This is a genomic window from Phocaeicola dorei (assembly GCF_013009555.1).
Lineage (GTDB): Bacteria > Bacteroidota > Bacteroidia > Bacteroidales > Bacteroidaceae > Phocaeicola > Phocaeicola dorei.
In genome coordinates, this window is the sequence record NZ_CP046176.1 from 915,947 (window position 1) to 928,634 (window position 12,688).

The window sequence follows — 12,688 nt, forward strand, 5'->3', positions numbered from 1 at the left end:
CTTATTTTTTTCTTTTAGGTTTCATTTTCAATGCATCGGGACGCATGTTATAGACTTTCTTTCCGTATGCGGGTTCTGTGCTGAGGCTGGCAGGGATGGGGGCTTTTCCGTTCAGTTTACGAAGCACCATTTCCAAGGCGGCTGCATATTCCTGATGGATGAAAGCATCATCTCTGTCTGTTTGGTTATAAGCAATGTATTGCAGATAGCCTACACATTTGTTGAACCAGAATTCGGGAAGTTCCTCTGCCTTGTATCCCAAACGGGCGATAAATTTCAATCTGCCGATCAACTCTTGTTGGTTGATTGTGGTATCTGCAATCATCGCATCAATCTGGGTAGCTGCCGCTTCATACTTTTGTTCCCGGATGTCGTTATTGATACGAATCATTTTCAGATTAAAATCTTTTCCTTCATAGTTGCATAAGGCTTCAATTTCCGCCAATTCGCCGTATGAAGTTTCTTTTGCCAGTTTGGCATCAACATTTTTTTTACCGAAACGCTGACAGAAATCTGCATAATTGTCTGATACTTGCTTTAGGTACGGGTTCATGCCGTTGATGGTGTTTACATATACTTCCCATACATCCGGATCAGTCAGTTTGGCGCCTCCTTTTATTAATTCGTCAAAAGCGGCCTGTACGTTCTTGCGTGCATAGACTGAATAGTGATAATTGATGTAATCAATTAAAAAAGCACGCTCCCTGTTTCCTTTGGTATATTGGTCTTGCAGGTAAAAAGAACGTTTGGTAGGAACGGTTGCGTCTTTTCCTGTCTGAATAAACTGTTCGGGAGTCTGACGACTGCTGCTGTGATGGACGATTTCTTCGGTAGCAGGATCTATGAATGCATAGGTGGGATAACTGCGTACACCGTATTTCTTGGCTAATGTAATTCCTTCACCTTCTTCAGCATCAATTTTGAGGTTGATGAAAGTTTGGTTATAGTAGTAACCCACTGTAGGCAATGAGAATACGGTTTGTGCCATATTCAGGCAAGGTCCGCACCATTGGGTATAGAAATCAATGAATATCAGTTTATTTTCTGCTTTGGCCTTGGCTACGGCTTCTGTCCAAGTAGTGCCGTGCAGGAAATTGATTCCTGCATTCTGGGCACTTAAGTGAATCGCATAGATACATGCGAAAATGAGTAAGATATATTTTTTCATGTCTTTGAATTTAATATGTTAATAACCGGGGTTTTGTTTACATTCCAGATTAGAACTGATTTCTGACGACGGAATGGCATCAATACGGCGGTCTATGATGCGTTGGTAATAATTGTCTCCTTGTGCTTCCGATTTCTCATATTCTTTTTCCAAAGCTTCTCTTAACGTCTTGTTCAAGGCAAGCAGACGGGTGAAATCGGGTTTCTCTGTGTATCCTGCAAAACGGATCATGGCAAACCATTCATGCCAATTCTCGAAAGACAGTTCCAGCATCCATTCGTTGAATATGGCCGTTTCCAGTTCTTCATTATTGGCTGGAAGAATAATTTCAGCTCCTGCTCTTTCGCGTAGTTTACGGATCGGTGCGTAGGCTTCGGATATAGAGGCTCCCGAACGATACAAGGCTTCGGCTTTAATCAGATAAAGTTCAGAAACACGGCTGAAGATGACAGGCATGTCATTGGCATCATTCAGCAGCTTTTTCACTGATTTCAAATTATAAGCTACAGCAGAACTGCGACTGTCCATCAAACTGTCTACTTTAGAGAAGATGGCATCGGCGCGAGGATCATCTCCCACCAGTTCCACATACTCATTGGTGGGCCCCCAATAGCCTTGTTTCTTCGTGGGGCTGTTACCATAACATTGCTGGCGGGTGGAAGTGTTGGTTGCATCTTTTTGGTCGAATACACGAGCGAACAGAATCTCTTTGGTTGTTGAAAACTTATCAAAAACGTCACCGTAGTTTGCTTCCGGCAATGGAGCATTTGTATCAATCGCATCATTGACTGCTGCTACCGCTTCTGTGTATTTTCCTGCATACAGCAATACTCTTGCCTTTAATGCCTTGGCTGCTTCTTTAGAAGCTTGTGAAAGCTTTTTCCAATCAGGAGCTTTTTCAATCGCTATTTCCAGTTGATCCAGAATATATTGATAAGAATCGGCTACGGAGCTACGCGCCTTCAAAGCATTGGATACGGATGGAGCTTCATTGCGCATGACCACCCCGTATTCACTGTTCATATCCCAAAATTCGCAGTAACGAACCAAGACGTTGAAGTAGGCCAGAGCACGTAAATAGGCTATTTCACCTAACACTTCGGCTCTACGGTTTCCTGAGAACTCTCCGTCACTCATACGGTTACAGGCTGTTTCCAGGAAGTTGGCATTTTTGATTACAGCGTAATCTGCGTCCCATTCCGTTGCATCACTGAATGATAGGGTAGGCAACATTCGCTCGGAGTAGTAAACGGCATTACCGGCGCTTACAATTTCTTGACGCCACATGGTTCCGGCTTTGAATGAACCACTTACTGTAGGAAATATGACATTGAACCCATTCCCGGGCAAGGAGTAATAGATTCCGTTTAAAGCTAACTCTACAGCAGCGGGTGTTGTGATGGCGCCGTCTAAATCTGCTTCGAATTCGGGCTTTTGGTCCAAGACATCTACCAACTGGCACGAGGAAACGCCCATTGTAAGTAAAGCTAAGAATATATATTTTTTCATTCGATTATACATTTAAATGATTATAAGTTAATTTTTAAACCTGCCGAGAAAGAGCGGAAACCTGGATAAGCCGAGGTTTCATAGTTACCGCCATAATTACTGTTACTGTTTACGGTAGCAGGGTCTGTTCCCGGATAAGAGGTGATCGTGAACAAATTGGTAGCCGAGATAAATAGTTGTCCTTTAATTACTTTGTTTAAAGGTAAATTATAAGTCAGACGCACTTCCTGCAAACGGAAGAAGGAGGCATCAAACAATTCATGATCGGTGAGTCTAGGTACACCGTCACCTATATACAAGGCCGGGTATTTGGCATCTTTGTTGGTGTCAGACCATCTGTCATTCAATCCATAGTCAATCAAACCGGTTAATTGTCCGGGTAGATTCTGCAATGTCTTGTTATAGATCTTCAAGCCACCAATCTGATATCCGAAGTTGGCGAACAAACTAAATTGTTTATAAGATAAATTAGCAGTCAAACCGCCGAACAAATCCGGATCAGGATTACCGATAATAACACGGTCATTGTAGTTGATGATTCCATCCCCGTTCAGGTCTTTGATTTCCAAATGTCCTGGTTTTAAGGAATTCCCATCGTAATAACTTTGTCCCTTTGATTTAGCATAGGCGTTCAATTCATCTATTCTGGCCTGGTCTTGTATGATACCGGCATATTCATAACCATGGAAAGCTCCCATTGGATAACCTACAGCCAATACTTGGTCGGCATAGCTGCCTTGAACTACTACATCCATAGCTGATTGTGCTTTACCTTCTTCAACCAGTCTGGTGACTTTATTCTTGTTATGTGACATATTCAAGGTCAAATCCAAACTCCAGTCTTTAGTAGATAATACACGGCCCACCAGGTTTATTTCAATACCGCGGTTGGTCAGTGCTCCGATGTTACGGTTCATCTGCATGGAGCCGCCGGTTGCGCTGGGTGGGAAATCAAATGACCAGATCAAGTCTTTGGTATCTTTGATATAGCCGGAGATAGAACCGGTCAGTCGGTAATCGAACAATGCGAAATCAAGACCTAAATCATATTGGGTCGATTTTTCCCAACGGATGTCGCGGTTACCCACTTGTTTATGTATAATGGCTGATAGATTGTTATAGCTGGTTGCTTCGTATAAATCACGATTAGAGAAGCTGGTTAAGTTTTGGGTACCGGTAGTACCTACACTGGCACGCAATTTCAAATCATTAATGAATGTCAGGTTTTTCATGAAGTTTTCCTGAGAGATACGCCACGCAATGGCTCCCGAAGGGAAGAAACCATAACGGTTGTTCGAACCAAACATGGATGAACCATCATAACGTCCTGTAAAAGTAAACAGGTAGCGCTCCATTAATTTATAATTGATACGGGCAAATGAAGAGAACAAACCACTTGCATTATATCCGTTGCCCCAAGATGAGATGCTTGCAGCACTTCCCAGATTGGTGTAGATGTCATTATCCGGATAAGTTTGGCCGTTCATGGTGGTGCTACGGCTGATGCCGCGTTCAAAGGAGACACCGGCTACGGCATCCAGTACATGGTTCTTGTTGAACTCATAGTTATAATTCAATGTATTGTCGAATACGGTTTTTGAATATTTATAATGATATTCAGATCCGCTAGCTTCATTTCTAGTACTTAGAAAACTTGGACTAAATGAATTGTTTTCAGTAAATTGTAAATTACCTGATAAGCTGGAACGGAAACGGAATCCTTTCCAGATATCAACTTCTCCATATACGGTTCCCATGATACGGTAAATATTATTATGGTTCTTCTTATAGGTGTTAGCTACCGGATTGGCACTGCCACTTGATAAATCAAATTCACCATTGTCATTGTATATAGGAAGGTCAGGACGGAAACCTTGCGCACTAAATAGTGAAGTGTTTGCATTATCTTGGTCTGTATAGCTCATATTGGCATTAATACCAAAACGGAGGATAGGCAGCACATTCATTTCTGTAGACACACGTGCGTTATACCGGCTCAGGTCACCTCCTTTGACCATACCTTGCTGATCGAATACTGATAATGAAATAAGGTATTTGGATACTTTACTGCCTCCGCTTACAGTCAAGTCGGCATTATGGCGGATGGCAGTTTGTTTCACTTCGTCAAACCAGTTGGTATTAGCACTACCTAATGCAGTGGAATTAGGCTCAAGAATTTCTAATGCATATTGGTTGGACGGATCATATACCAAGGTTTCTTTAGCGAAGCGGCGTACTGTTTCGCGCCATTCGTCACCATATAAAATACGGAAATTCTTGATCTGGACATCAGTGGTTACATTATAATTGAAGTTGACGGTGGGTTTGGAACCTTCTACTCCTTTTTTGGTGGTAACGATAACTACACCATTTGCAGCACGAGAACCATAGATAGCAGCCGCAGAAGCATCTTTCAGTACGTCCATAGACTGAATGTCATTGGGCGAAATTGCATCCAGCATACTGGGATCTTCTACAGGAACTCCATCGATCACATACAAGGGTTCATTGGAACCGGTCAATGAGGTAGCACCACGCACACGCACGCGGACTGTTTCGCCCGGTACACCGGTATTTTGTGATACCTGTACACCAGCGGCCAAGTTTTGAAGCATGGAAGTTACATTAGGAGTATTTAATTGACTTAATTGTTTTAACCCTACTGAAGCCACAGAACCGGTCAAATCTTTTACAGAAGAAGTACCATAACCTACTACGACCACTTCATCCAGATTGGTTACTTCGCTTTCCATTTTTATATTGAAGACATGTCTGTTACCAATTTTCTCCTTAACCGTCTGCATACCGATAAAGCTGATCATCAGTTCGTCGTTTTTAGTATTTTCGGGATAAGACAACATGAACTGCCCATCCATATTGGCTACAGTACCGAAAGTTGTACCTTGGATGACAATAGAAGCTCCAATGACCGGTTCACCCGTATCATCTTTGATAACTCCGGTAATCGTTCTGCGTTTGGCATTTCTGTCAATCGGTAATATTAACACATAATTGTTTTCTACCAACTCATAACGCATACCTGCCTGGCTACAAATCACTGAAAGTGCTTGCTCCAGAGGTTCTTTGTTTAATGTTAGTTTCAAAGGTACATTGTTTAAAGTTGCATCTTCGTACATGATATTAATGCCGGTTTGCTTTTTGACCATGTTAAGGGCCTCTTTCACACTGATGTTTTCACTTTTGATAGTGACTGTCTTGTCAGCTGATACATTTGCAAACACAGCGTTGAATGTGCAGAATATGCACATTAGCATTACTAAAAACCTCATTTTTGGAGGTTTAGCTACTAAACGCTTCCAAAGCTCGTTTCTTTTCATAAAACTCAAATAACTTATTTAATAATTTAGAATGTTCCTGTTATACAGGGCTTGATTATTGTTTTTTTACTAATATGGTTTCTCCCTTTTTCTCAAACTTGACATCGGATACACGATGAATGATGTCTAGTGCAAAGTCCAAAGGCTTGTTACGGAAAATAACTCCGGTGAATTTCATGGTTTCTAATTCCTTGGATGCTATTTGAATATCTACATTATAGCATCGGGACAGACGGGCTATCAGCAAAGGAAATGGCATTGCGTCAAACTCCATAGCACCCTCAGTCCATGAAATATAGAATTCAGTATCTACTTTGGAAACTTTTGATTGTGCAGAAGAGTAATGTTCGCCTGGTAGTAGATAATATTCACCTGATGGAGCATTTACCTTTAATTTTCCTTCAATTAAGGTTACTGATAATTCTTCATCGGGATAAGCCGAGATATTGAAAGTTGTTCCTAATACATAAATAGCATGGTCGTGTGTTTTTATTATGAAAGGGCGGGCTTCATCGTGTGTTACCTCAAACATGGCCTCTCCTTCCAAAGTGACTTCTCGGGTATCTCCGAATTGAACCGGAAAATCAATATGAGAGTCCGCATTCATTTTTACTTTTGTGCCATCAGCTAATACTATTGCGTACTCCGAACCTTTTGGCACTATAATTTTATTCTGTAATAATTCAGTATCCAGTTTGGGTTTGTGGGGGGAATCACTTTCTTGAGGAAATATGATTTCTCCATTGTTGATATGACTTCCATTGATTTCCCGTTGGTTTTCATAGAGGGGAACTACAGAATGGTTTGCTTGTACCCAGGTGGCTTTAGGAGTTTCTGTGTTTTTGGGAAGAGGGGATTGTTGTGGCTGTTCGTTTTGGGCAATGGCAGGTACTGGCTTCTGGCCATTGAAATATAAAATGGAGGTAATTCCTATTAGTATTGCTATTGCAGCGGCCGAGGAATAAATAGCGATACGGCGATGAATAGTATGGGACCGGTTACAACGGTGTTGAATAGACTTCCATGAGGCTTCTTTATCAAACTGATGTAATAAGTTAAGTTGGTTGTTTACATGGTGGAGTGAAAGTAACTTCACAAAGATTTCTCTATGCGATGCGTCTTCTTCAATCCATAGCTTTAATTCTTCCAATTCCTGCTCGTTAAGCTGATGGGACAGGTATTTTTGAATTAGTGTTTCCGTTTTACTCTTTTGCATAATTGTTGTACAGTTTAACAGAAGTATCACAAATACGCAAAATGGGTGACAAAAATCTGAATAAATTTATAAATTAAATAAGATTAGAATTTCTATCATATTGAAACGACGCAACATTTTTAGTGCGCGTGATAGATGGGTTTTTACTGTATTTACGGAAATATGGAGCTCTTCAGCTACTTCTTTGTACTTTTTATCTTCCAGAACAATTTTGACTAGAACATTGTACTCTTGTTCTGGCAATTTTTTTAATTCAGTCAGTAGCTGGTTTCTTTTTTGCAATAGTTCTTCCTCATCATAAAAGTCATCGATAGGAGAATAAGATTCTTCTTCCATTTCGTCTAAAGAAAAGTAACGTTCTCGCTGCACTTTTGTCAGTGAAGAGAAACGGACGGCATTGAACAACCATGCGTGCAGATTGGAGGAAATGGTGGTATGTGAGTTTTTGTCCCAAAAACTGACAAATAGATTCTGTACAATATCTTCTGAAGTTTCCGTAGAGCCTGTGAATTGTACAGAGTAGAGGCATAAAGGGAGATAATAAGTATCATACAGTAGACGAAAGGCCTTTTCTTTGTTTTCAGCAAAGAGAGCTAGTATCCTTTCGTCTACTTCATTATATCTATTGTATTTTCTTGCATTATTGTTCATGGATGCCTTTTGCGGCACAAAATTAGGAATTTAACCGACACGATATACGACTTTCACCGATTAAAAATGCAAAAAGTACAATGTATTATGAATATTTTCTTTATTTTTCAATTCTGAACCAGTCAGCGTCTGTCCATCCTCCGTCATTGGTTACAATAGCGGGGCGCGTACAGAAGATACCTACCTTGGCTCCTATCCATTTACCTTCTTTTACTTGGAAAGTTTCTCCTAATGGCTGGAATTTCTTGCCGTCCGTACTGTAACTGAGGTTACATTTCACTAATAAGTCGTGACCGCCTTCACTGGCTTTAATCTTGTCTCCTTTTGCAGAAAATTTAGCGCGAAGATAGATTGTGCCGCCTTTTAAGGGAACGGAAGCATTTACTTTTTCAGTAGCCCCCCGATCGGCTTTCAGGCACTCCACTTGTGACAGGACAAGTCCGTTGTCTGTGTTTTCAACAACTAATCCGGCATAATCCATTCCCATTACAACCAGTCCCGTACGTTCACCTTTATATTTTTCTGTCGGCTTGAAAGTAAGCTTGGTGGTGGCAGTAAAATTGGGAGCCGGGGTTTTTTGTAGCATCAGATTAGAAACATTCCATAAACTTTTATAATCTTCGGGAACTGGGTAGGAGTATAGACGTACAAATCCTTCTCCTCCGTTGAAATAAGCCCATTTTTCATTGATGTTAGCCTGCCATTGCCATTGAGGAGACAATGTATAACCATCAAACTCGTCACTTTCTTGCGGGGTACAAATAGGATAGTTCTTACCTACATTAGGCTTTTTATAAGTCAGAACAGGTTCACCACAACCATCGCCGTCTTTATCAACACCTATAACGGGCCAGTCATCAACCCATTTCATAGGTTGCAGGTGGACTAAGCGTCCGTAAGCTCCTACGTCTTGGAAGTGCATGAACCAGTCTTCTCCTGTAGGGGTGTCTACCCAACCGCCTTGATGAGGTCCGTTGACGGGAGAGTTGCCTTGCGCTAATACTGTTTTCCATTCGTATGGACCGTATACGTTTTTTGAGCGAAGTACGACTTGCCATCCTGTAGGAACGCCGCCTGCCGGATGGAAGATGTAATAGTATCCATTACGTTTATAGAATTTGGGCCCTTCACAAGTTTGATGTGCTTCATGACCATCGAAAATGATACGGGATTGTGTGATAGCTTTACTTGCATCAGCACTTAGCTCACAAATTGTAATTACACTTTTCAGTCCGGCCCGGCTTCCTGCATAAGCGTGAACCAGATATACACGACCGTCATCATCCCATAATGGGGTCGTGTCGATGATGCCCTTTCCAGCTTTCACCAAAACTGGCTCGCTCCAGGGACCTTTCGGATCTTTGGCTTTCACCATGAATACTCCTTGGTCCGGGTCACCCCAGAATATATAGAATTCACCGTTATGGTGACGGATACTGGGTGCCCATACACGGTTGCCATGTTCAGGACGGACATCGGTAACAGGGGGCAGTGCGTAGGGTACAGCCGCACCTATGATAGTCCAGTTGACAAGGTCTTTGGAGTGTAATATTTGTAAACCGGGCAGACAGTTGAAACTGGATGAGGTCAAATAATAATCGTTTCCTACACGGCAAATGTCCGGATCGGAGTAATCCGCATACAGGACTGGATTTTTGTAGGTTCCATTGCCTTGATCGGCCACCCAGGCTTGGGATACATAATTCTGTGCGGGAGCAGATAAAAAACAGCTTCCTAGCAGACAGAGAGTGATTAGTCGTTTCATGGTTTTAGATTTTTTATTTAATCGTAATTTTGCAAGGATGTTCCAATTCTTTTCTCCATTGGGGAAGATAATTGAACCAGTCTTTCATATCTTTAAATCCGAAACTTTCTTTTTTTGAGGTGAAAGTAACGTAATAGTGGAAATGCTGTTGCCCCGGTGCTTGTAAGGTATATAAGTAGTTTGATCCGTCTTGTACTTCTTTACCGATATATTTAGGAATGAAAGTTCCCATACCTGTTGTTTCCTTCACATAGCCTATGGTGTCTGTGACAGGCCAGTCGGTTCCCCAGCTTCCAGTCAGTCCTTTATGGTCGCTCATGTGACCTCCTTCTTTCAGAATCTGTACACCTGCTGCAAAGACTTCCTGTTTAAGCGGACGGTCAAACAGGACATCTACCTTCATGTCTCGATGACCGCCATAGATGGTATATCGATTGATCATGTTCAAATCGTTTCCTTGATATTCCCAACCGATGACTTCTGCTTCGACGATGGCACGTACAGGTCCGGAGGCTAGTACACGTTCCGTGCGGTTTACTACTGGTTTTATGTGGGTCGCTTCAGTACCATTCCAACCTTTTAATGCACCTACACCACCACTATTGTAAACACGTAGCGCATCATCTCCGTAGCCGTTGGCACGTTGCGCTTTGGTAGGGTAGAAACAAGTCTCTTTTATTTCCAGTCTTTTATTTACTTTGCTATATGGATCTACCGTCTGTTTTTCGTTGAAATAGATACGATAGGCAACTAATTCACTCTCTATAGCCGGTCCGTGATGGTAAACAAAACTATATACATTCTCGGTTCCTGCCGCTGAAAATCCCGTAATATTGGCGAATTTGTTGTTATGTCCGTAAGCTTTCATTTGGGCATAAGTACGTGCCGGATAGTTTTTTTCACTTTTTTCTGAAGAGAGAATTACACGGAAACTTTTATTGCTTTTGGCTGGCATATCGATAAGGAAAGCCAGTTCGTCAGCACGTGCGTCACCGTTCAGATCGTCTAGTTGGGACGGAATTTCTTTATTACCTTCCCATACAGTGGCGGATTTGATGTTGAAACCTGCTTTCAGGTTATTTAAATCTATCACTACCGGTTCATCGGTCTTATTTTGAGTCCATTCATTACTGACTTCTACGGTCAGTGTCTTTTCGCCTTTTTGTGCAAAAGAGTTGGTAAAGCATCCTGCTAATAATGTGAGGACAATAATTGAGCGCTTTTTCATAATGATGTATAGTTTATTATTTTAAGCACGGATCATACGGATTACACAGTGTTAGTATGAAAACCGTGTTTATCCGTGCAATCCGTGCTTTACTATTTTTATAAATTAAGTGGAGAAATGCACTAATGGGTGTAAGAATTAGAAGTTGAGTTCTTCTCCTTGTGCCCCGATTTCAGCATGATTCTTTCCGTCTATCATTACATTGGAAACATTTTGCATCTTCAAGTTCTTTCCACTTTTTAATAACTCTATTTTGATATTTTTCATATTAACTTCGTCGGCTTCGCTTAATACTACACCTTCTTTAGCATTAGATACGATGATATTCTCCATATTGATATTCTTGATTCTCATCTCAGGCAAGCCATTGAAGAACACAGCCCTGCCTGCTCCGTTACAGGTTACATCTTTGATAAAGATATTACGGAATATCGGAGTTTCTTCTGTTACAGGAGGGATGGTAGTTTCTGCTTTCTTTTCATCCTGATTAGGGTCTTCACCACGACCTTTTCCACCATAGTATAAATTGAATATTAATGCTTCGTTCGGAATATTAATCATGTTGATATTGCTGATGTAGATATTCTCTACCAATCCGCCACGCCCACGATTACTTTTAAAGCGTAAGCCAACATCTGTACCCATGAAAGTACAATTGTCTACATATATGTTGTTTACGCCTCCTGACATCTCACTACCTACAACAAAACCTCCATGTCCATGTAATACGGTGTTGTTCATAACGATGACATTTTGACAAGGTTCACCGCGTTTGCGCCCTTGTTCGTCCTTTCCTGACTTTATACAGATACCATCATCTCCTGCATCAAATGAGTTGTTGATAATCAATGCTTTATTACATGATTCCAAATCAAGAGCATCTCCGTTTTGTGAGTACCAAGGATTAGAAACTGTAACTTTATTAATTGTAATATTTTCACATGATAGCGGATGTAAGCACCAACTAGGTGAATTTTTGAATGTCGCTCCTTCCAGCAATACCTTATTACATTTGATGAAACTTAGCAATACAGGACGTAACCAATCGCGCATGTAGTCCCAGTCAGAATCGGTAAGTTCTCCACGAGGTACATTGAAGTTGTCTTTTGATAGGATAGCACCTTTCAATGCACCTTCACTGGGATACCAGATTCTTCCGTCGGCATCTACTACACCACCAGAGGCGATCAATTTTTTCCATTGACCTTCAGTCAGTTTATCTTTCTTGGTCGGACGCCATGTGTCTCCATTACCATCAAATACTCCGTGACCTGTAATCGCTATATTTTCAGCATTACGTGCTGAAATAGGAGACTGGCAACGACGGGTTTCCAAACCTTCAAAAGACGTGTTTATAATGGGATATAGTGAATGGTCTGCACTGAATAATACTAATGAATTCTTTTCTGTATATAGATTCACATTGCTTAATAGTTCGATGGGACCGGTCAACCACAAGCCTTCAGGGATAATGACTTTACCACCGCCTTTGGCATTAACCTGTTGGATTGCATCATTAATAGCCTTTGTGTTTAAAGTAATACCGTCTGGTTTGGCACCGAAATCTATGATGTTTACCGAATAGTCTGGGAAAGTAGGTTGTTCAACTTTATCCATCTTGAAAGGGAGACTTGTATAGATGGCGGGATCTATGATATCTTCTACAATAGTCGTAGACGGACAATTATTACATCCGGTCAAAAGGGGGATTAAACATGTGGCAGGAAGTAATAGAATCTTCTTTATTAAAGTAGTCATTGGTATTATATATGTTTAAGATTAATAATTATCTAGTTGATTGTTGCTTTAAGAA

Annotated in this window: 8 protein-coding genes; all 8 read right to left on the bottom strand. The window is 41.1% G+C overall.

Features of this window, described 5'->3' with window-relative positions; translation table 11 throughout:
* Nucleotide 1: 1 nt before the first annotated feature.
* Nucleotides 2-1,168 carry a thioredoxin family protein gene (locus tag GKD17_RS03570; protein WP_007836142.1) on the bottom strand — a complete coding sequence of 389 codons (1,167 nt, stop codon included), beginning with the start codon at nucleotides 1,166-1,168 and terminating at the stop codon, nucleotides 2-4.
* 18 nt (nucleotides 1,169-1,186) lie between these two features.
* Nucleotides 1,187-2,677: a RagB/SusD family nutrient uptake outer membrane protein gene (locus GKD17_RS03575; RefSeq protein WP_007845836.1), complete on the bottom strand. Its 1,491-nt coding sequence runs from the start codon at nucleotides 2,675-2,677 to the stop codon at nucleotides 1,187-1,189.
* Between the two features lie 20 nt (nucleotides 2,678-2,697).
* Nucleotides 2,698-6,015, bottom strand: coding sequence for a SusC/RagA family TonB-linked outer membrane protein (locus GKD17_RS03580; protein ID WP_007836137.1), 3,318 nt, complete (start codon nucleotides 6,013-6,015; stop codon nucleotides 2,698-2,700).
* Between the two features lie 55 nt (nucleotides 6,016-6,070).
* Complete coding sequence (locus GKD17_RS03585; RefSeq protein ID WP_007836134.1) at nucleotides 6,071-7,231, bottom strand: FecR family protein; 1,161 nt, start codon at nucleotides 7,229-7,231, stop codon at nucleotides 6,071-6,073.
* 66 nt (nucleotides 7,232-7,297) lie between these two features.
* Nucleotides 7,298-7,882, bottom strand: a complete 585-nt coding sequence (locus GKD17_RS03590; protein ID WP_007836132.1) for an RNA polymerase sigma factor — start codon at nucleotides 7,880-7,882, stop codon at nucleotides 7,298-7,300.
* A 100-nt stretch (nucleotides 7,883-7,982) separates the two neighbouring features.
* Entirely contained in the window at nucleotides 7,983-9,647 is a 1,665-nt protein-coding gene (locus GKD17_RS03595) for a glycoside hydrolase family 43 protein (protein ID WP_007836130.1), read from the bottom strand.
* Between the two features lie 13 nt (nucleotides 9,648-9,660).
* Nucleotides 9,661-10,875: a DUF4861 domain-containing protein gene (locus GKD17_RS03600; protein ID WP_007836128.1), complete on the bottom strand. Its 1,215-nt coding sequence runs from the start codon at nucleotides 10,873-10,875 to the stop codon at nucleotides 9,661-9,663.
* 138 nt (nucleotides 10,876-11,013) lie between these two features.
* Nucleotides 11,014-12,633, bottom strand: coding sequence for a glycoside hydrolase family 28 protein (locus tag GKD17_RS03605; protein ID WP_007836126.1), 1,620 nt, complete (start codon nucleotides 12,631-12,633; stop codon nucleotides 11,014-11,016).
* Nucleotides 12,634-12,688: the final 55 nt, after the last annotated feature.

Coding starts and splice junctions, on each gene's coding strand:
- GKD17_RS03570 (WP_007836142.1), bottom strand. CDS start 1,168: ATGAAAAAATATATCTTACTCATTTTCGCATGTATCTATGCGATTCAC.
- GKD17_RS03595 (WP_007836130.1), bottom strand. CDS start 9,647: ATGAAACGACTAATCACTCTCTGTCTGCTAGGAAGCTGTTTTTTATCT.
- GKD17_RS03575 (WP_007845836.1), bottom strand. CDS start 2,677: ATGAAAAAATATATATTCTTAGCTTTACTTACAATGGGCGTTTCCTCG.
- GKD17_RS03605 (WP_007836126.1), bottom strand. CDS start 12,633: ATGACTACTTTAATAAAGAAGATTCTATTACTTCCTGCCACATGTTTA.
- GKD17_RS03580 (WP_007836137.1), bottom strand. CDS start 6,015: ATGAAAAGAAACGAGCTTTGGAAGCGTTTAGTAGCTAAACCTCCAAAA.
- GKD17_RS03590 (WP_007836132.1), bottom strand. CDS start 7,882: ATGAACAATAATGCAAGAAAATACAATAGATATAATGAAGTAGACGAA.
- GKD17_RS03585 (WP_007836134.1), bottom strand. CDS start 7,231: ATGCAAAAGAGTAAAACGGAAACACTAATTCAAAAATACCTGTCCCAT.
- GKD17_RS03600 (WP_007836128.1), bottom strand. CDS start 10,875: ATGAAAAAGCGCTCAATTATTGTCCTCACATTATTAGCAGGATGCTTT.